The sequence below is a fragment of the Lysinibacillus agricola genome (genome assembly GCF_016638705.1).
In the GTDB taxonomy this organism is placed as follows: domain Bacteria; phylum Bacillota; class Bacilli; order Bacillales_A; family Planococcaceae; genus Lysinibacillus; species Lysinibacillus agricola.
Genome location: NZ_CP067341.1, coordinates 4,350,833 through 4,371,620 on the forward strand (window position 1 = coordinate 4,350,833; position 20,788 = coordinate 4,371,620).

The following is a 20,788-nucleotide window of genomic DNA, read 5'->3' on the forward strand; positions in this document are numbered from 1 at the left end:
AAAAGAATGATTGCAGGGGGACTCACTTAGAGTTGAGAAGGTAAAACCTGACCCTTTGAACCTGTTAGTTAATACTGACGTAGGGAGCAAATCACATCTAATTACTGATGAAGGGCTCTTTTGCGTGTTTTTTTTGCACGAAAAAGAGCCTTTTTTGCACGCTTACGTCCATCCAACAAGGAGGACTTAGATTGATATTTCGTACTATTCGTAAAAAAAATCCACTTATTCACTGTATTACCAATTACGTCGTGGCTAATTTTCAAGCAAATGGCTTATTAGCAATAGGTGCTTCTCCAGTCATGGCTGATGACAGTCATGAGGTTGAAGAAATGGTCACGATTGCCTCAGGCTTATTGATAAATATAGGTACCCTTAATGAGCATATGAAAGAATCAATGTTACTTGCAGGAAAAAAAGCAAATGCTCTTGGCATTCCCATTATTTTAGATCCTGTTGCTGCAGGTGCAACAACTTACCGAAAACAGACGGTACGGCAATTACTGAAGGAAATTAAGTTTGCAGCAATTCGTTGTAATATTGGAGAGCTTGCGGCTATTGCCAATGTAGACTGGCAACAAAAAGGCGTAGATAGTGGTCATGGTTCAATTTCTTTAGAAATAGAGGCAAAGCAAATAGCTCAACTTAATAATTGTATTGTTATTGTGACCGGTGAAAAGGATTTTATTACTGATGGCGAACATCAGCAATGGATTACAGGTGGAAATCCTCAAATGACAGAAGTCACTGGAACAGGTTGCTTATTGAGTGCCATTTGTTGTGCCGCCTACGCCACAGGAAATAAACCCTTTACCCAATTGGTAGATACATTGTCGCTTTATAAAAAAGTGGCAGAACAAGCTGCTTCTTCCACTCAATACATTGGCGATTTTCAAATTGCAGTATTGAATGAACTACACCGGCTTTCCAAGGATGGTGTAGAATGATGCATATTGTAACGACAATTGCAGGTTCAGATAGTGGTGGTGGCGCAGGCATACAGGCTGATTTAAAAACGTTTCAGGAATTAAAGGTATTTGGAACGTCTGTTATTACAGCTTTGACTGCCCAGAACACACTTGGTGTATCGGATGTCCTACCAATTGAAGTTAGCTTCGTTGAGAAACAACTTAAAGCGCTAATCGAGGATTTTTCAATAAGTGCTGTTAAAACAGGAATGTTGTTTTCCTCCGAAATAATTCAATCAATTGCACATATTTTATCCGAAGTAAATATTCCGCTTATTGTTGATCCTGTCATGATTGCAAAAGGTGGCGAAAGCTTATTACAGCAAGAAGCAATTGATGCAATACGTAGTTATTTACTACCTTTAGCAACAATCGTAACACCGAACATACCTGAAGCCGAAACCCTTGCCGGAAAGAAAATCAATTCTTTAGCAGATATTAAAGAAGCAGCTCATGTCTTATTACAAATGGGGGTTCAATGTGTCATTATTAAAGGCGGTCATTTAGCAGATCAATATTATGCGATTGATTATGTATTTTTTCAAGACGGTCGGTCATTTTCCATGCAGTCCTCTCGTATCGCAACAAAAAATACACATGGTACAGGCTGTACGTTTTCCGCTGCATTAACCGCTTTTCTTGGCCGTGGGTTACCTATAGAAGAAGCGATTGAGGAAGCAAAAAAATTTATTCAATTAGCAATTACTCACGATTTATCTATTGGTAATGGTCATGGTCCAACAAATCATTTTGCCTATCAAAACTATAAGGACTCCTGTGAGGTGATCATTCATGAAACGTAACGATCTACAGTTATATTTTATTATGGGTACTGGTAATGTTTTAAATAAGAAGCCAATAACCGTTCTAGAGAAGGCTCTACAATCTGGTATTACTATGTTTCAATTCCGTGAAAAAGGACCAAATACACTAACTGGGCAAGCCTATGAAAATTTTGCACGAGAATGTCAAAAGCTCTGTCAACAGTATAATGTTCCGTTTATCGTCAACGATGATGTAGAGCTTGCTGTAAAACTTGGAGCGGAAGGTGTTCATATTGGACAAGAGGATTTACCTGTGTCGATGGTACGTGAAAAAATTGGCAACATGATTCTAGGTGTTTCTGTTCATTCACAAACTGAATTACAAACTGCTCTACAATATGGCGCTGACTATGTAGGAATTGGCCCTATTTTTTCAACCACTTCTAAAAACGACGCAAAACCACCTAGTGGAACTGAGTTCTTACAGCAAGTAAGGATACAATATCCCGAGCTCCCGATCGTTGCAATCGGAGGCATAAACTGCTTGAATGCACATACAGTATGTAAAGCAGGTGCGGATGGAATCGCTGTTATTTCTGCAATTTGCGAAAGTGAAGATATTTCAAATACAGTCTCTACATTTAAATCATTATTTACAGACAGTTAATCTCCTCGCTGAATTTCACTGCACATTAATACGGGATAAAAATTAAAAATCTAAACAAACTAAAACCAGTGCCTTTTACGGTCACTGGTTTTAAGTTTAATAAATGCTGATTAGGCAATTATTGGTTGTTGTTCGGCATACCTTTTAATTGAGATTCTGCCATTTGTACAAGACGTTTAGTGATTTCACCGCCAACGGAACCGTTAGCACGAGCTGAAGCGTCAGCTCCTAATTGAACACCAAATTCTTGTGCAATTTCGTATTTCATTTGATCAAGCGCTTGTTGTACTCCAGGTACTGCAAGCTGGTTTGAACTGCGGTTGTTGTTGTTTGCCATGTTTCTCACCTCCTTGTGAATATAGAATGTGCGTTATTAGATTTTTAATACAAAAATTTTATAGGTAAATTGTACCTACGAAGGAAGCAGACTAAAAAAAGCAGACTCAAAATGGACTTTTGAGTCTGCTCTTAAGAAATCGCAAGTTTCTTCTATAGAAGATCTGCAAATTTATCGGCTTCTTGTTCTTTTTTCGGGAAAATATAGACCTCTCGATTTTTCACAGCTCGTTCAATTAATTCATCAAAATCAGAGAAGCTTTCATAATGCTCAACCTTTTCAAGCTTTGGTTTTGTTTTTGGACTTGCTGGAGTGAAAATAGTACAGCAATCTTCAAATGGCTGGATAGACGTTTCATATGTGCCAATTTTCTCTGCAATATCGATAATTTCTAATTTATCTGAGGAGATTAATGGGCGTAAAATTGGTGTGTTGGTTACAGCATTAATAGCAGTTAAACTCTCCAGTGTTTGACTCGCTACTTGTCCAAGACTTTCACCTGTAACAATTGCTAGGGCATCAATTTCTTCACGTACTTTGTCAGCTACTTTTAGCATCATACGACGAGTTGTTGTCATAGAGACATTAGAAGGTACTTTTTCTTTAATAAGAACTTGGATTTCAGTGAAAGGAATGACGTGTAAACGTATACTAGCTCCAAATTTCGTTAATTCATTAGCAAGTACCTTTACTTTTTCCAATGAGTTTTGGCTTGTGTACGGTGGGCTAAAGAAATGAATCGCTTCTAAGCGCACTCCACGTTTCATCATTAAATAACCAGCGACAGGACTATCTATACCACCAGAAAGCATTAATAAAGATTTACCATTAGAGCCTACAGGCATTCCACCTGCACCCGCAATAACTTGTGCCATCATATATGTTGCATCATGACGCACCTCTACACGAAGTTCGATATCAGGCTTCTTCACCTTTACTGATAAATTTTGATATTGTGGTAATACATAACCACCAATTTCGCGCTGAATGGCATGTGATTCTAACGGAAATGTTTTATCTGTACGCTTTACTTCTACTTTAAAAGTAAGCTGCTCATTTTTAAATGTATCCATAATTGTTATGGCAAGTTTTTTCATGGCCTCGATGTCTTTTTCACATGCTGCCACTGGACTAAATGATTGGATACCAAAAATTTTAGGTAATCCTTTTAATAGCACGTCCATCTGTGTTTCATCTTGAATGGCGATAAACATACGATCGCGCTCTGTGCGAATGTGTAAGTGTCCTAAATCCGCAAACGCATGACGAATGTTTTCACGTAAGCGACGAATAAAATCCATTTTGTTGCGACCTTTTGTAGAAAGCTCACCATATCGAATTAAAATTTCTTTCCAAATCATTATTATAATTCTCCTTTAAGTTCCATCAATACTTCATCTAATACTTGTTTAAACTTTACTATATCTTCATCTGTTACATATGCGCCAAAGCTTAAGCGAATGACACCCTTTTTAAAATGCTCATCAAGATTAAGAGCTTCAACAACATGGCTTGTTTTTGTTTGTTTCGATGAACAAGCACTCGACGTTGATACAATAACATCGCGTTTTTGTAATGCATTGATAATGATTTCACCTTTTAAGTCGCGAATACTAAAAGATAAAATATGTGCCGCTCCTTGTGGCGTCGATAAAATATGCACTACATCACCATATCTACGTAATTGCGTGCATATTTCTTCATTCCATTGACGGTATTTTTTCGCACGATCATTCATCGTCTCCACTGCTATTCGTGCTGCTTTAGATAAGGCCACAGCTTGCGGGACAGCTACTGTTCCACTACGTAAACCAAACTCCTGCCCTCCACCAAGTGCATACGGTTGCCATTTCATTTTTTTTCGGAATGCTAGTACGCCTGTGCCTTTAAAGCCATGAATTTTGTGGCCAGAAATCGAAATACAGTCTGGACCCTCGTCATCGGTAAATGATATCGGTAACTTTCCAAAGCTTTGTACAGCATCAACGTGAAAAGCTGCACGACTCGATTCATGGATAATTTTCGCAGCTTCAAAAATTGGTTGGATAGCACCCATTTCATTATTTACATGCAGCATGCTTACTAAAATGGTATCCTTTCGCACTTTTGCACGAAGCTCTTCTAAAGAAATAACTCCATTCTTATCTACTTGTAAATATTCTACGTCAAAGCCCTCTAGTTCAAGCTGCTTAACGGACTCTAGAACAGATGGATGTTCAATTTCAGTTGTTAAAATATGATTTCCTTTATGTGTATTGCTACGTGCTAAACCAAATATAGCCGTGTTATTGGACTCAGTACCACCTGATGTAAATAGCACATTTTTTGCTTCTGTATGCAAAATATCTGCTACTTGCTCACGTGCACGCATTAATAATTCGTTTGATTCAACACCCATTGCATGAATGGAAGCAGGATTGCCATAATACTGCTCATTCACTACCATAAATGCTTGCATAACCTCTTTTAAAGGTTTTGTTGTTGCACTGTTGTCTAAATAGATTGTATTAACTCCCATTATATTCACACACTTTCAAAACGTTGATTTAACGGTATTTATCATAACGCAATCTGCAGCAATTGACCACTAACTTTAACAATTATTCTAAATTAATCACTTATTTGTTAGCTTTTAATGTGAAAACTACCCTTTATAGAGTGGCACCAAAGAATTTAACTATGAACGTAACGTGGGGTTGATTTCCGTTCCGACTGGGGGCGTTCGATGAGCCGCTTTTGTTGCTTCGCTTCGCTTTCGCACAGATAAAACATTGTTGCTGTCGCTTCGCTTTCGCACAGATAAAACATTGTTGCTGTCGCTTCGCTTTCGCACAGATAAAACATTGTTGCTGTCGCTTCGCTTTCGCACAGAAAACATCCGCTTCCTCAGGTCAACACGATGTTGGTCACGAAGGCGTTATCACAGGACGTGATGGTTTTAGCCTTCGTTCCTCTATTGCTAATCCTCGAGGAGTCGCCCAGTCGTAACGAAGATCAACTTATATACATAGCATACGTTTTTTTGAAATATCACCCTCTACTTTCAGTAAAATCCATTGCTACTACATTTAACTATATTTTAATACCATATTGTAAGCTAATTTCACACTAGTAATTCAAGAAAAACAACCGATCCTACAAATTTTTCTTAATTGACTAGCTGATTCATTAACCTTTCTTCATTGTTATAAATTCAGTTGAAGCAGTGATGTTCATAACTTTTTCAAAGCCTAATTTTTCATATAGGTGAATTGCTCTTGTATTAAATGTAGCTACTGTTAAACGAAGAGAAGAAGTATTTTTTTGTTGTAGGTGATTTAAGATAAATGAAAAAAATTCTAACCCATAACCTCTTCCTGTTAACTCAGGCTTCATCCCTATTCCGACATCAATGCATCCGTCTATATATGCGCCATAGTCATGGCCTTTAGGTACTTGTGCAGATGTTCCTGTACAGAAAAAACCGACTAGCTCTTCTTGATCATTTACAATTGAATAATACGGATTATCGAGTAATTCTTTTAGAGATTCGTCGCAAAATTTATTGTTATAAAAATCATACGGTGCTTCATATTTCCAATTTAAAATATCAATCGCATACATTTCATTCATTCCTCGAATAAATAATTGCAATTTGAACACCCCTATTTTCTCTTAAATAAACAAGGCTGTCTAAAAGTATTCACTATACTTTTTAGACAGCCGATGCCACTTATATTATTTTGCTTTAACTATTTTGACATTGGTTCTTCTGCTACAATTGCTTGAATTCGTTTTAAAGCACCTGTCTCCATTTCTTCAACTGCCGTTCCAGCTTCTTCTAATGCCTTGGAATAACGGAATTGATGGAAAGCTTTTTCTGCTTCTTTTAAACGTGCATTCAATTTTGGATTTGTTGCACGATGACGATTACCATACTGAATAATACGTTCAATCAGCATTACATTTTCAATCAATTCATGTGCCTTTGCTTTTACATCCTCCACACAAAGTGTTGCGGCATTTAAATTATTATGAACCGTTCCCATGTTGAGAGGTACTTCTTGAAGGCTTTGCATAACTACATAAATGTGCTCTGCTGCCTCATCTAGACGTGCATCCATTTCTTCAGGGATACCTGGAATATTAGCCTTATTTAATAACCGGTCTGTTTCTTGTAATGATTTTTTTAAGTTTTCTACTTGCGAGCGAGCCTTGTTTTCATCAATTCGTAGCTTCTTCATTGTATTCGATAAATGACCTTGCTCCTCATGAATACGCTCAAGTTCATCACTAATTTCAATCAATTCTTCCTGCAAACTTGAGTATGCAGATTTTTCCTCTCTAACACGCATCGCCAATAAGTCATAGCGACGTTGTAAAGCCTCTAATTGCTTTAATGCAACTTTTGGTATTTCTGCATCTTTTTCATTTAAATGATAGCTCTGCTGCACAAAGGTTGCTTCATCACTTACTAATTTTGTTGAACTAATAACATTAGTGATTGAGCTTAATAAACGATCACAATTTTGGTCAACATAATTTTTAGCAATAACCTCTTTTTCAAGCAGATCGTAATAATGATCAATCTCTTCATTTATTTCAGCAACACGCGGCTTAACAACTGTTAAGTTAAGCTCTGCTAATTCATTTTTTAATGTCGCAAATTCCTCTTCAAATTTATCCAGCGCCTCAGTTAGCTCTAAATGCTGTAAATAATAGGATTGCTCCTCCATTTCACGCTGACCACTACGTAATTCCTGTACAGCTCCTGGTAGCTTTACTTGTAATTCAGTCAAAATTGTTGGTACATCATTAATATATTCAAATGTCTGTTGTGATTCTTGATTTAAGCTAATAACTATTTCTCGCGCCTGCAAATAATTCCCTTCGCTAGTGAGCACATCAAATTCTTCAAACTTTTGAACAAACGTCTCTAGCTTTTTCTCCAAAGCTGGTAATGCTACGCCGAATGAATGCTGGTGCGCTAACAATGTTTTACGTGCAGAACGATAATATTCTTTTAATTGTTCAATTTCAATACGATTTTTTTCTTCGCTGCCAATTAATTCATTTAGTTCTTCTAATATTTTATCTTTATCTTGTTCACACTTTTGAATGTAATCTTCTATCTCACGTTCAATTAATGTTGCTTTATTAAAACGAAGTCTATTGACTTGATCCTCCGCATCAAATAAAAGCGAATCAATTTTTGTCATATGTACATCGATAACTTCATCCCAGCTATTGCGCCATCGTTCAAACATCTCTTCCGTTTCACCGTTCATGTTTAGAGATTTAACTTTTGAAATTTCCTCATTTATGGGATTGTTTTGTATTTGTGATTTTTCATTTTCAAGTTTAGCAATGATTGTTGTATGTTTTCGTCGCATCATAAATCCTACTATCGTTAAAATTAATAGTAGGATAACCGGAATGATGATATACTCCATCGTAAGCCTCCTATTCTACAATAAACGAATTGGCTAGTTGTATTTATTATATACTATGTTATCGCCTTTTGTACTAAAATTTGAGTGATTTTTGTGTATTTACACCTTTCAAAGATAACAACTACTTAAATTTTGAACACCTGGTGTAAATGAAGTGTTATTATCCAAAAGCTAAAGGAGTAGTAATTTTATGAAAATTGATGGCCATATTCATAGCCCATATTGTCCACATGGTACTTCTGATTCATTTAAGCAATATATTGAAAAAGCACTCGCTCATAACTTTACAGATATTACCTTCACAGAACATGCACCATTACCATTGAGTTTTGTAGACCCTACACCAGAGCAAGATAGTGGTATGAATCCGGAATTTTTAATGCCCTATTTTGAAGATTTGCAGCGCCTTCAAAAGGAGTACGCACAAGACATTCGCATTCATATTGGTCTAGAGGTTGACTATATTCAAGGCTTTGAACAAGAAACTCGTCAATTTCTTGATACATATGGACACTTTTTAGATGACTCTATTTTATCAGTCCATTTTTTACAATGGCAAAATAACTTTGAATGCATAGATTTTTCTCCAGAAAGTTTTATGACTTTTTCAAAAAAAGTAGGCTCTATTAAAGAAGTGTATGATTTATATTATGATACTGTCCTACAATCAATTACAGCAGATTTAGGGCAATACAAGCCTAAGCGTATTGGGCATCCCTCACTTATCCACAAATTTCAATTAGCACATATGGTGAAAATTGATGATTCTGTGCGGATTCGCGAAGTTTTAGATTTAATGAAGGAAGAAGGCTATGAACTAGATTTAAATAGCGCTGGATTAAGTAAAACACATTGTCAGGAACCTTATCCACCATTTGCCTTCATTGATTATAGCAAATCTATTGGGCTACCAATTGTTTTCGGTTCAGATGCTCATACTGTTGCTGATTTACATCAACATTACAATGTTATATACCCAAAATAAATATCTTTTAAACGAGGTGCTACTATGTTTACACAAATTAATTATGACGGGCCAATTGCCGAACAATATAATACATTAGCAAAACAGTTAGATGCCCTGCTCACTGGAGAAAGCGATCGCATTGCTAATTTAAGCAACGCCTCTGCTTTACTAAATCAATTTTTGCCAAACATAAACTGGGTTGGTTTTTATGTATTACAGGGCGAGGAACTTGTATTAGGGCCATTCCAAGGCTTACCTGCCTGTGTCAGAATACCAATTGGACGCGGTGTTTGTGGAACAGCTGTAGGCAAAGAAGAAACAATAGTGGTAAAAGACGTACATGATTTCCCAGGGCATATTGCCTGTGATGCCGCGTCCCAATCCGAAATCGTTATTCCCTTAATAAAAGAAGGACATGTCCTCGGTGTTCTTGATATCGACAGTCCAATCGTAAATCGCTTTTCTAAGGAAGATCAAGAGGGGTTAGAGCTATTCGTAAAAACCTTACTTCTCCATTTATAAAAAAATGCCCTGAAATGATTTATTGTCATTTTAGGGCATTTTAGCATATAAAGATGATTAATGTTTTATTTTCAAAGACATCTGTTTACTTTTGTCACATTATAAATTGTTTTGATAGGATCGATCATGAATACAAAATCGATTTTTACCACTGTTTTTAGCTTCATAAAGCGCTGTATCTGCATGTAGGAAAACAGATTGAAACGCTGGACGGTATTGTTCACCCCATGTTATGAGACCTGCTGAAATTGTCACTTGTGGATCCGTTGCACTTGGAATTACTGCAACGATTGCTGCTGCCAATTCGACTGCTTCTTTCTCATCAATGTTCGGGATATACACGGACATTTCCTCCCCACCCCAGCGTGCACAAATACCTCGAGCTCCAATCATTTCTTTTAACTGTAACGCAATTTGCATAAGAATCTTATCACCAATTTGATGACCATACGTATCATTAATGCGTTTAAAATTATCAATATCAATGAGCAAGAACATTCCTGATTGATCATTTTTAAGTGATTTTTCTACATACTGGTCTAAATAACTTCTTGCATATAATTTTGTCAAATGATCCAAATCTACCATTTCTTGAAGTCGATTTCGTAATATTGAGTTTGCAATTGCTAAAGAAGAGTGATGGATTAATGATTGCATTAATTTAAAACTATCAAATGAAAAGAAATACGGCTCCTTGTGTAACACAATACTAAAGCCATTAATTTTTTCTTCCATTAAGATTGGAATTGCCATAATGGAACGATATTCAATTGGATTAGGGGTTAGTCGACTGAAATCAGCAATAAATAGCGGGTCATTAGTATGTTCAAAATGTTGTTCAACATGTTTTATATATGTTTGACCCTTCTCTGAATTAAATAAAGCCGTACTAGCATCCGTCACTTCAAAGGTATCTTTATGTTTAAAAGCGAAACAAACTTCCATTGGTTGAAAGGATTTCATTAACTGTTTTTGTAGGAATAGTAACATTTCACGAATGTCAATCCTCATATTTAAACGATGCGATGTTTCATTAATGAGTTGTAAGTCACTTACGAGGCGATGCGATTGATGATATAATTTTGCATTTTCGAGCGCATTCCCTGATGCTTGTGCTAGCATACGTACAAAATCTTTTTCAGTGGTTGAAAAAAGATATGTTGTCGGTGCACTTACTTGTAAAATGCCATAAATAGCTTGTCTCCCTTTTATAGGAGCGTTTAATAATCGACAATTCAAATCGCTTGCAAGCTCCGTCGTCAGGTCTCCTGAGACAAAAGCCTCAATCGTTGCAGGTCTTTCAGATAAGTAATCAAAAAGCTTAATATCGATAGTTGTATGGCGGTCTTGATCATTCGATAGTATAAGATCCACATTAAACTCTGGGAAATTATCTTTAATATTTTTTAAGACATTTTCTAAAATTAAATCAATATCCATAGTGGAATGAAATAAATCTGTCATATTATACAATTTTCTATATTGATCTTCATTCACTTTTACTTCCAAATTTTCTCTGATCATTTGAAGAACTTTAGTAAGCGTTTCTACGCACTCTTCTCCGTAATCCGAAGTCAAAAAGTCTGTCCAAGCATCTGTCGCCTCCACGAGTAATACGCCAACTGGACTTTTACCTTCTGATTGGAAAAGCACCATATCTGTCATCATCGTATAGGCTTCTTTTTCTTTTAATATATAAGGAATTTTCACCATCTTTTGTTGATAAAAGTTAGCTTCAACCATTAGCCATGACACAGCATTTAGTTTTGTTTCAATTGTTAAAGCAGCCATCTCTTCAACAGGTATTAAAGAATTACCTTCAAAACTTAGAAAAGCTGCATTTACAATTCCCAAGTGCTTCTTTAGACACTGTTTCAATGAATAAAAATACTCATTAAAACCAGCTTGTTCCTTAGAACTCACCCAAAAGCTCAAAACATCTGATTTTATATATTTTAGCGTTTGTAAATGGTCTGTCATGAAATCACCTTTTCTATATAACGTCCAAATCAATTACTAATAACTTATAGTATATTATACATATTTTGTGTCATTTTGACTATGTTATTCTATTTAACTTTTACATTTTACATTTCTCACTGCATCATTAACTATTTCGGAATATTGGAAAATGTATACGGAGGAAATTTTTACTATTTTCCTTTTTCAAAAATAGCTTGTGTAATAATTGACGTCTATGTAATAAGCAGTTACAATGAAGTTTGTGTAAAATAAACGCAGCAGTGGTATGAGCTTATTACTGTATTTTATTCCTCTATTTTATTTAGGATACCTAAACAGATTCAAATAGATGGTGTATTGTGTAACCTAACGGCTGCATAGGCGAAAATACATGAAAATAAAATGCGTATAAGAATGGGTACTACTGGTTTTTGTTTTACAACAAAAAAACCAAATTTAAAGGAGGAGACAACAATATGTCTCGTTATACAGGTCCATCTTGGAAATTATCACGTCGTCTTGGTATCTCACTAAGCGGTACAGGTAAAGAAATCGAAAAACGCCCTTACGCACCAGGTCAACACGGTCCAAACCAACGTAAAAAATTATCAGAATACGGTTTACAACTTCAAGAAAAACAAAAACTTCGTCACATGTACGGCATGAACGAACGTCAATTCCGTACTCTATTTGACCGCGCTGGTAAAATGAAAGGTGTACACGGTGAAAACTTCATGGTTCTTCTTGAAACTCGCCTTGACAACCTAGTTTACCGTTTAGGTTTAGCTCGTACTCGTCGTGGATCTCGTCAATTAGTAAACCACGGTCACATCTTAGTAGATGGCAAACGCGTTGATATCCCTTCATACAGCGTAAAACCAGGTCAAACGATTTCTCTTCGTGAAAAATCTCAAAACCTTGCTGTAGTAACAGAAGCAATCGAAGTAAACAACTTCGTACCTGACTACTTAACATTTGATGCTGACAAAAAAGAAGGTACATTCACTCGCCTTCCAGAGCGTTCTGAATTATCAGCTGAAATCAACGAAGCATTCATCGTTGAGTACTACTCTCGTTAATTAAATTACTCTGCAAAGAGTAGTTTAGAAAACCCTAGAAAGCCTTTTATATCAAGGTTCTCTAGGGTTTTTGTTTTTTATCAACGATGCACAATCATGCATTAAAAGTTATTGCTTTGGGGCTAATATTGGGGCTGAATTGGGGCTAATTATTAATGCTTTTGGTGGGCATGTTTATAGGGATGTGTAAGTAGGATTGGGAACAATACCCCAGTCCTTTTTATTTTGACTTCCACAAAAGACACCTGCCGTAGCAAGTGCTTTGTAAAACATCACCACAAAATTGTGGGCATCTTTTCACGGTCGAATTTCCGGCTACGAAATCTCATGACTTAAAATTCAGCAGCCAAATACTTTAGCTCAAATTTGCGCCGACCTCATAAAATTTATAGACTCGTTAAAATTTACAATTCCTCATTTTTGAGGACACCCACTTGTACTTTCAGACATAAATGTCGTAAAGCCGACTACTTTATTAGGACAATCCATTTTTGGTTTGACCACCACAACGAACCTCTAAATTCGTAATTCGTCAAATTGACGACTCGCGCCACTTCGAAAATTTAGGATTTGTGAGCAATATGAAAATTGCGTATCAGTAGTTAAAAAACAAAAATCGAAAAATAGGACTGGTAAGAAGTTCCCTCACCTATTCGAATTATAGTGAAAGGACTGCACAAAATTGTGCAACCCCCTTATTCGTGTTAGAATATTATTTAACTTGTATTTCTTTAGTCGATGTTGGCGCATCGGCTTTTTTATTTTCCTCGTCTTTAACCACAACTTTCTCTACAGTTTCAGTTATATATGTTAAGACTTCCTCAAAATTTTCTGGCTCTCTACCAAATTCCTTGATAAATGTTTTTATATTGTTTTCCATAGTAAGGTAGTTCCAACCTTCTAGGCTGTTCATATCAGGCTTTGTAGCTGCATTATTCGATTCGTCTAACGAGCCTTTAGAAACGATTAGCTCAAACAATTTGTCAGAAGTTTTATTCACTCCTTCTATTGATTCACCAATGCTTTTTGTTAAAGGACAAAAGCCCATATCAATTAAACGAACAGTATCTCGTATTTCATCTATTGCCATATAAGCTAATCCTCGGTCTTTGCTCCAACCATTATGAACAATGTCACTTAGCACGCATTACGAAGTACCACAAGCTATTAACTGATGTGGAAGTGGTTTACATGCGCCAGCGCTTGTATAAAGTGTTTGGAAACGTATCTTTGAAAGGAAGTGAGGACGCATGAAGGTGACAGCAAAAGAATGGCGAGTAATGTCTGATCGCAATAAACAACAAAAGAAAATAGGAACTTCTCAACCTAATCTATCTAAAAAACTACAGAATAACAGCCTGTCCGTAGCTGACTTAGAAAAAATTGCTATTGCGTTAGATGTAAAGTTCGACTTGTATTTCACATTAGAGAACGGGGACCAAATCTAATAACAGAGCACAAAAAGCATCCGCTCCAATGAGAGTAGATGCTTTTTTATATTGAGGTGGTCATTAAATTATTTAAACTTTCATTTAAAGCCTTTAGATGTACTATAAGGCATTTCGGCTTAATCATAATAGGTTTACCTGTGAAACCGATGTCCAGAGACTGTGAGCGTTACAAATTGTTTAATTGTTGTTATAGAGGCATTCGTGAAACTACAGGAGCTTTCTATGAGCGTAATAAAAGGACTTGCAGTTATGAAGAATAATCACATTGCAAGTCCTATCCTATTAAACTATAGCCCACGTTACTTTAATAACAATCTTAATTTTGTTTACCGAAAAGAACAATTTGATAAAGTAAAGATTACTTTATTCATATTTTGCTCTAATTTTTTTGTGTAATTCTTCAAATTCTGAGCCAGCTTCTAAGTTGGCTGAAAATTCCTTGCTCAGTTTAATCATTGCTTTTCCTTGATCTTTTCCTGCAATCATGAACTTTCCATCTTCACGCTTAATTAAAAACAAGATGTATTCTTCTTCATCAGCCATCTTGGTATATTGTTCGGAAATAACCTCGAGCTTCCCAATAGTCTTATTTTCGCCAATTGCATATGGCTCAAGGACAGTTAACTTATCGCCTATCTTTACTTCCCCCTTTATGGGTTTCGTAATTATAACCTCACGTTCGGTCCAATACCACAGGGGTAATCCATCATTGTCATATTCCATATGATTTATTACGTTTGGTTTTACACGTACAGTTGCGATAACATCTGAATCATTTTCTATTTCAGAAACCTCTTGGTATATCTGCATATCTGATCGGGATATGATGGTACTTTTTAAAGTATTATCGAGGTAGACAAACGTAGCGTAGCCGACGGCAATTATAGCTAAAAATACAATTAATCCATATTTAGTTTTTTTGTTTACCATTAAAATATTCCCCCTGTCTAATTCCCATATATGGCTTTAAGGCCATTTTTGTCATCCGTCTGGGTTACACTATAATCAAGATCTCCTTGAAGCATGATGGCTGGTGATTTATTAGAGTGATCTAATCCAAGAGAATGACCAAACTCATGCCCTGGTGCCTTGTATTTCCACTTTTCGGATATATTTTTATATACTGGTTGATTAATCCTTATTCTCGACATTTCATAAGTGCAATCCCAACATGCAACATAGTTTCCAAAGAAATTAGTTTTGTAGTTTAGGGAATCAGCTACACTTGTATCCCCTGTGTCACCTGCATAAACTTTTATATCTACATAACCCGATGTAACAGGTGTAAGTTTCACCTTTGTCGATACATTATTCCATGTAGTGGCCCCATAATCAACGCGACCTCCATAACCATAACTACCAACAGAAGCATCTTTCCAATAAGTTAAATTAGCTGCACTAACGGCACTCCATTTACCATTGGGGCCATTTCGAACATAAGCATATGCTTGTGTTGCAGAGATAATAACAAATAATGTTGTAATAAAAACGATCAATATACTTCTATTCTTCTTTGTCAAAATTGTAATCCTCTCCCATATATGTTAATCTATAAACCAAGTACAATTAGATTATTCCACAATTTATTTAAAATTGCTATCAATGCAGCAGTTGAAGAAGAAATTCTACTTCGAAATCGTTTTACCAAAATTGCATTTGATGAAACAGCGAACGTTTCCATCTAACTCCTGAAGAATTAGGCCTGTTTTTAAAAACCGCTAAGGAAACAGAAAACATTACAAATTATACTTTCCTTCTATTGATCGCCTATACAGGTATTCGTAGAGGTGAAGCGTGCGGACTTCAATGGAAAAATATCGACTTTAAAAACAATACGATTACTATTGAACGTACTCGAGATCAAAAAGGGACACGTCCCCTAAAAACTAAAAATAGCCTACGTACGATTAAAGTTGAAAAGTCTGTACTTGCACAACTAGAGAAATACCATACATGGTGTAAGGCTACTCTTTTTGCTTTCGGAAAGAAAATTAAAGATACAAGTTATGTATTCGTCTCCTATCAAACAGGTGAACCAATTTCAGATTCTGGACTACTTTATATGACCAGACGTGTAGTAGAAAAAGCAAGTCTATCTGAAATCACACTTCATGGATTACGCCATACACACTGTACTGTATTATTAAATAAAGGTGTCAATGTGAAAGTAATTGCCGAACGTTTAGGAAATACACCAACAATGATCTATGAAGTGTATGGACATGTATTAAAAGAACTTGAAGAAGAAACAGTTCAGATTTTCAGTGATAGTATTGGGGCTAATTCTGGGGCTAAAAAATAAATATACACCGCAAACTACTGGTATTACTGCATTTTCTAGTTGAGTTGTATTCTACTCTCGTTAATTTTTTTGGTCTGTCAATCAACGATTTTATAAAACCCCGAAACAAGGTAAACCCTTTTGTTTCGGGGTTTTTTCGTTTATTAGATATATATTAAGTTACAACAATTTATGATTATTTTTGATTTTAATTGGGGGCATCTAGGGGCAGTGCAAATTACAAGAATTAATAATCGGGCAGATGTACATTAACATTGAAATAGATCAAAACGTTTCTTCTGCATTCATTAAGAAAATGTTCTAATATTAGAGTGAAAAGTCACTCATTATTTTTCAAATGAGTGACTTTTTATAGATATCAATATTCAGTTTCTACTGACAACAATTGGTTATACACTACTTAAATAATATATTCATCTATCCTTATTTTATACACAAAAAAGACTAGCATGGCATAATTGCTTTGCTAGTCTTTTATCTTATTAAACATACTAGGAAAATTTAAAATATCTTTTAATTCTAGTTTTTAGTTACTAATACTTGATCAGCTTTAACCCATTCTGCACCTAAATTGTACCAACCGTCTTTAGCCGCATGTACTTTATAAGTTCCTGGTGCTAATTGACGATTAAATGCTCCGTTAGGAGAACTATACGTATTGATAGTAGATGTAACAGTTGCATGGTGATTAGCAATAGTTCCGTAAGCATTATGGATATAACCAGATCCTACATTATAGAATAGAGTTCCATCAGCTGCATATTCTCTTTGACCATACACTTTGTATCGTCCGCCAGCTTCAAGTTGACCTATAATTCCATATCCAACATATTCGAAAACGTTTGCTTTCTGAGTAATTGTAATCGTTGCCCAAGTTCCATCATAAGTATGGTAGCTACCTGTTGGCTTGTCCCCGTTTAAATAAGGCATAGGGTCTACTGCCTCTGATTGAGACACTCGTGCTTTTTCATATAATTCAAAGTGCACGTGTTGACCAGTTGAGCTCCCGCTGTTCCCCATAACACCAATTTTAGCACCTTGACTTACAGTTTGACCAACAGAAACACTAATAGATTGTAAATGAGCATAAAGAGTATCATATGTTTTCCCATTAATATTGTGTCGAACAATTACATAGTTTCCATAACCAGAATTACATGTATTACCGAGAGAGCCATTATTAGAACAACCACCAACGGCTTTGTTAATCACACCCGCAGCAGAAGCATTTACCGGTACATTGGAGCTACTATTTGCAATATCAACTCCATAATGCATTGAACCATCTCTCATGCCATAAAGGCTTGTATAATAACCAGTAGCTGGTTTCACGAATATCTGTGCAGCAGAAGCAGACTCGGCTTTACCAAAAGCTAAAATAGTAAGCAACACAGCAAAACTTAGTAAAATCTTAAAAATTTGTTTTTTCATCATCTATCATTCTCCTTTTAACATTTAAACTATTATTGAATTTTCAATATTTTAGTAGTATTAGATTGAATAATATATCGAAATTTTTTTGAGCAATAACTAGAGAAATATACTAAAAATAATACTGAGTTAATAGAAAGAGCCCATTACCAATTAAGCTAATGGGCTTAAGTTTTTTAATTTCTTTCCTCTATAACTTAATAATTTTTTCCAAACATGTTTTAGTTAAGCGTTGTTATTCCATTATTCATGGCACCAGCTAAGCCTTGAAGTACACGAGATGCACCAGCTTCTGCTTTGAAGCCAATATGAGATGATGCTACATAATATGGGGCAGCCAGAGATGTTCCTGATTTCGCTTTAATTGCATTCCCAATAGTGGTATTAACCAAAGTATGATCTCCATTCCAAGTCATTGAATAGAGGTAAGATGTGACAGAAATTGGATCGTTAGCATCTTGATAGGCAAGACTTAAGAAGCCACTTCCTTCTTTAGAAAATGTACCTTCATTATAATCCGACGGTCCTTGTTTTCCATTTTTTTGATAATCATACCAATTTTTCGCTACATCTAGCCAACCATTATCTTTACTTGCCCCTAATGCAACAAAATTGGGTCCACCTATTTCAAAAGCTTGATTAGAATAAGCTGTGAACGATTTATAATAATTGGCTAATTCCGTAGCCACTGATGAACATACATGAGTAGGTAAAGCAACAACATGCCTTAGCTGTGGAGCCTTGGCAGATAACTCTAGCTCTGCACAACGATAGGCTCTCGCTGCAAAATTAAGACCCATCACAATAAGCGCATTATAACCCGCAGATGGGAAGTATCCCCTAACCTGGTTAACCGCAGAATTGTTATTGTCATTGTAAATACCACCACCCATAGGTAAACACAATTCAGTTAGGCCATTATTCGATCGAGTATTACCAAATTTAGTTCGTAAGCTATTCGCTAATTTATTAAAGAAAGCATTAAATTTAGTATAAGTATCATTCCCTGCCCCTTTAATAGCTGTATGAATAAAGAATTTAGCTCCTAATTGGATAATTATTCCGTTCAATGCGAAACAAGCGTGATTTGTACCATTGAAGTAATTATGAGTTGAGACAACAGTTCGGTAATCCGCATCAAGTTTTCCTTGATCTAAACGTATAGCAAACTCATTGTCTAATAGCGTAGTATTTAAGTAAGTGTTCAAATAAGATAGTAATTGTGTTCTTGTTACTGCTGTTGTGCCAGCTAGAGTGTAGTCGAATTTACCCTCATTCGCTAAAGCGTAAGCTGAATAAAGACCCATAGGACCTAATCCGCCTGCTGGTCCACCTGATTTATAATTCACAATATTAGATGCATACCTATTTAAGATGCGATGAATACGTGCCAATATGTTTGTTCGCACCGTAGAGGTAGAAGCATTTGGGTAAAGAGACGTTAAAAAAAGTAATTGACTTCCTGATCGTTGAATTTGTATTTCAGATGTTGGTGCTGGATTATTTTCAAAAATTCCATGAAAATTTGCACGGTTATCAGCACCAACTGGGTCTGCTGGTAAGCGACTAGCTCCTGTTCCCATTAAATTTGTAAAGATTTTTTCTGCTTCTGTTTTGACTGTGAATGCCAAAGATATCATCCCCTTTTCATTTTATAAAAACTCATTTTAAGAACATTTGTTCTTGTTTTGATTATAGAACAAACGTTCTTATTTATCAAGAGGAAAATTCTTTTTGAGGAAAATAAATGAAGTAAACTGTTGAACAGGTGATTTTGAAGGATTAAAAATTATAATCTCCCAACGATAAAAAAATAAGCGAAAGTAGTATTTACCTACTTTCGCTTAAACTTTACATTTTTAATTCCTTCAATGAAAAATAAAGGTTTGTCTTTTATTACTGCTGCAATATAAAAATGCATTTTATCATCATTCTTTTGTTTGTAGTGGTTTATCCAATCCGTTTTTAATATCCAGTTTAAATTGTTCCTCTGTAATCAGCTTGTGGAAGCACTGTTGATTGGCTACTAGGTTTCTTCCTTCTGTACTGTGAATACAAAACGCTTGTTTTTTAAATCGAGCTAAATGTTCCACCCTAGCCCATGTAGCTCTGACAACTCTTTCAGCTTTTCATTTAATGGATCATATCTCGAATTTTCTTCAATGACCGGACCTCTATTTTTGGAGCAAGTGAAGCGGCTCATCGGACGCCCCCAGGAAAGCGCCCAGCGCACGTTATGGTGATGGGCCCTGTAAATGCCTAAAAAATAAGAAAAGGAACCTTTTATCTTTGCGGAAGTCTAAATAGAAAATATTACAAATGATAAGGAGGAAATAATGGGGTATTTCTGAACTTACTGTGATGGTTTTAATTTATAGTGGCATCATGATTTTTTTCTTAGTTCCCTTTAAAAAGCATCAAAGCAAGGAAATTAAGCGTCCAATTACTTTTAAGAAAGTCTACTGCATATCACTTTTCATAAAAAGGCTTTACTAGCTCTCCTTTTATTAAGCTTTTTGTTAGTAGCTATTTGGTTTGGTTATGAGCAGGAGGTATATCATTTTAATGCTCACAGTGGTTATCCTCCTATAAGTACAGATTCAGAAACAATTTTCTTTATGTGCGCATCACTTGGATATACGGTCATTCTTTATTTACTTCTCGCATTCTGGATCTCCTTAAACATTTTAAAAAGAAGGAGAGAATAATTATTCCTATAAATTATGACAATTTTTTGTACTTTAAAATAGTAATTACACAATTAAAAAACAACTTAATCACTACTATTATACTAAAAACAAATTATCATTTTTTTACTATTCAACACTTCTTTAAAATAGAACCATATACCAAAAAATATATTTTACTTTCATAGGAAAACAATTTTTAAAACGTTTTCAAATCAA

Annotated in this window: 21 protein-coding genes and 1 riboswitch; of the genes, 8 read left to right on the top strand and 13 right to left on the bottom strand. The window is 35.6% G+C overall.

What is annotated here, in order from left to right; genetic code table 11:
* Nucleotides 1-4 precede the first annotated feature (4 nt).
* Nucleotides 5-103, top strand: a riboswitch (TPP riboswitch).
* An 88-nt stretch (nt 104-191) separates the two neighbouring features.
* From thiM to thiE, 3 genes are read left to right on the top strand one after another with little or no spacing between them, the layout of a single operon-like run.
* On the top strand, nt 192-947 hold the full coding sequence (thiM, locus tag FJQ98_RS21730) for a hydroxyethylthiazole kinase (protein WP_053592371.1): 756 nt from the start codon (nt 192-194) through the stop codon (nt 945-947).
* Nucleotides 947-1,771, top strand: coding sequence for a bifunctional hydroxymethylpyrimidine kinase/phosphomethylpyrimidine kinase (thiD, locus tag FJQ98_RS21735; protein WP_053592477.1), 825 nt, complete (start codon nt 947-949; stop codon nt 1,769-1,771). The genes thiM and thiD overlap by 1 nt, the downstream gene beginning before the upstream one ends.
* On the top strand, nt 1,761-2,399 hold the full coding sequence (gene thiE / locus FJQ98_RS21740) for a thiamine phosphate synthase (protein WP_053592370.1): 639 nt from the start codon (nt 1,761-1,763) through the stop codon (nt 2,397-2,399). Before thiD ends, thiE begins: the two co-directional genes overlap by 11 nt.
* 118 nt (nt 2,400-2,517) lie before the next feature.
* On the opposite strand, the gene FJQ98_RS21745 is transcribed toward thiE, so the two are convergent.
* The 6 genes from FJQ98_RS21745 to ezrA form a co-directional block, all read right to left on the bottom strand.
* On the bottom strand, nt 2,518-2,736 hold the full coding sequence (locus tag FJQ98_RS21745) for an alpha/beta-type small acid-soluble spore protein (protein WP_053592369.1): 219 nt from the start codon (nt 2,734-2,736) through the stop codon (nt 2,518-2,520).
* Nucleotides 2,737-2,888: 152 nt separating this feature from the next.
* On the bottom strand, nt 2,889-4,097 hold the full coding sequence (gene thiI, locus FJQ98_RS21750; protein WP_053592368.1) for a tRNA uracil 4-sulfurtransferase ThiI: 1,209 nt from the start codon (nt 4,095-4,097) through the stop codon (nt 2,889-2,891).
* A gap of 2 nt (nt 4,098-4,099) precedes the next feature.
* Nucleotides 4,100-5,254: a cysteine desulfurase family protein gene (locus tag FJQ98_RS21755; protein WP_053592367.1), complete on the bottom strand. Its 1,155-nt coding sequence runs from the start codon at nt 5,252-5,254 to the stop codon at nt 4,100-4,102.
* A 155-nt stretch (nt 5,255-5,409) separates the two neighbouring features.
* A complete protein-coding gene (locus FJQ98_RS21760) occupies nt 5,410-5,580 on the bottom strand; it encodes a hypothetical protein (protein ID WP_201406543.1) in 171 nt (56 codons plus the stop codon).
* Between the two features lie 324 nt (nt 5,581-5,904).
* Nucleotides 5,905-6,378 (bottom strand): GNAT family N-acetyltransferase, encoded by a 474-nt coding sequence (locus tag FJQ98_RS21765; RefSeq protein ID WP_425492664.1) that lies wholly within the window; start codon nt 6,376-6,378, stop codon nt 5,905-5,907.
* 89 nt (nt 6,379-6,467) lie between these two features.
* Entirely contained in the window at nt 6,468-8,168 is a 1,701-nt protein-coding gene (ezrA, locus tag FJQ98_RS21770) for a septation ring formation regulator EzrA (protein ID WP_053592363.1), read from the bottom strand.
* Between the two features lie 190 nt (nt 8,169-8,358).
* On the opposite strand from ezrA, the gene hisJ reads away from it, so the two are divergent.
* Both hisJ and FJQ98_RS21780 read left to right on the top strand, forming a co-directional pair.
* The gene (hisJ, locus tag FJQ98_RS21775; RefSeq protein ID WP_053592362.1) at nt 8,359-9,153 is read left to right on the top strand and encodes a histidinol-phosphatase HisJ; all 795 of its coding nucleotides are present in this window, start codon (nt 8,359-8,361) and stop codon (nt 9,151-9,153) included.
* A gap of 24 nt (nt 9,154-9,177) precedes the next feature.
* Nucleotides 9,178-9,657: a GAF domain-containing protein gene (locus FJQ98_RS21780; RefSeq protein ID WP_053592361.1), complete on the top strand. Its 480-nt coding sequence runs from the start codon at nt 9,178-9,180 to the stop codon at nt 9,655-9,657.
* A gap of 99 nt (nt 9,658-9,756) precedes the next feature.
* Here FJQ98_RS21780 and FJQ98_RS21785 read toward each other — a convergent pair whose 3' ends face one another.
* A complete protein-coding gene (locus FJQ98_RS21785) occupies nt 9,757-11,637 on the bottom strand; it encodes a sensor domain-containing diguanylate cyclase (protein ID WP_053592360.1) in 1,881 nt (626 codons plus the stop codon).
* Between the two features lie 458 nt (nt 11,638-12,095).
* Here FJQ98_RS21785 and rpsD point away from each other — a divergent pair, with 458 nt between their 5' ends.
* On the top strand, nt 12,096-12,698 hold the full coding sequence (gene rpsD / locus FJQ98_RS21790; protein WP_053592359.1) for a 30S ribosomal protein S4: 603 nt from the start codon (nt 12,096-12,098) through the stop codon (nt 12,696-12,698).
* Between the two features lie 712 nt (nt 12,699-13,410).
* On the opposite strand, the gene FJQ98_RS21795 is transcribed toward rpsD, so the two are convergent.
* Nucleotides 13,411-13,788: a hypothetical protein gene (locus FJQ98_RS21795; RefSeq protein WP_053592358.1), complete on the bottom strand. Its 378-nt coding sequence runs from the start codon at nt 13,786-13,788 to the stop codon at nt 13,411-13,413.
* Nucleotides 13,789-13,948: 160 nt separating this feature from the next.
* On the opposite strand from FJQ98_RS21795, the gene FJQ98_RS21800 reads away from it, so the two are divergent.
* Nucleotides 13,949-14,146, top strand: coding sequence for a hypothetical protein (locus FJQ98_RS21800; RefSeq protein WP_053592357.1), 198 nt, complete (start codon nt 13,949-13,951; stop codon nt 14,144-14,146).
* A gap of 366 nt (nt 14,147-14,512) precedes the next feature.
* On the opposite strand, the gene FJQ98_RS21805 is transcribed toward FJQ98_RS21800, so the two are convergent.
* A complete protein-coding gene (locus FJQ98_RS21805) occupies nt 14,513-15,079 on the bottom strand; it encodes a hypothetical protein (RefSeq protein WP_053592356.1) in 567 nt (188 codons plus the stop codon).
* Between the two features lie 17 nt (nt 15,080-15,096).
* Nucleotides 15,097-15,669, bottom strand: coding sequence for a matrixin family metalloprotease (locus FJQ98_RS21810; RefSeq protein WP_053592355.1), 573 nt, complete (start codon nt 15,667-15,669; stop codon nt 15,097-15,099).
* Between the two features lie 215 nt (nt 15,670-15,884).
* Here FJQ98_RS21810 and FJQ98_RS21815 point away from each other — a divergent pair, with 215 nt between their 5' ends.
* Nucleotides 15,885-16,451 carry a site-specific integrase gene (locus tag FJQ98_RS21815; protein WP_246494316.1) on the top strand — a complete coding sequence of 189 codons (567 nt, stop codon included), beginning with the start codon at nt 15,885-15,887 and terminating at the stop codon, nt 16,449-16,451.
* Nucleotides 16,452-16,970: 519 nt separating this feature from the next.
* Here FJQ98_RS21815 and FJQ98_RS21820 read toward each other — a convergent pair.
* The 3 genes from FJQ98_RS21820 to FJQ98_RS26550 form a co-directional block, all read right to left on the bottom strand.
* Nucleotides 16,971-17,885 carry a M23 family metallopeptidase gene (locus FJQ98_RS21820; RefSeq protein ID WP_241774454.1) on the bottom strand — a complete coding sequence of 305 codons (915 nt, stop codon included), beginning with the start codon at nt 17,883-17,885 and terminating at the stop codon, nt 16,971-16,973.
* A 218-nt stretch (nt 17,886-18,103) separates the two neighbouring features.
* Nucleotides 18,104-19,513: a hypothetical protein gene (locus tag FJQ98_RS21825; RefSeq protein ID WP_053592353.1), complete on the bottom strand. Its 1,410-nt coding sequence runs from the start codon at nt 19,511-19,513 to the stop codon at nt 18,104-18,106.
* 449 nt (nt 19,514-19,962) lie between these two features.
* Nucleotides 19,963-20,085: a siphovirus ReqiPepy6 Gp37-like family protein gene (locus tag FJQ98_RS26550; RefSeq protein WP_220443505.1), complete on the bottom strand. Its 123-nt coding sequence runs from the start codon at nt 20,083-20,085 to the stop codon at nt 19,963-19,965.
* Nucleotides 20,086-20,788 lie beyond the last annotated feature (703 nt).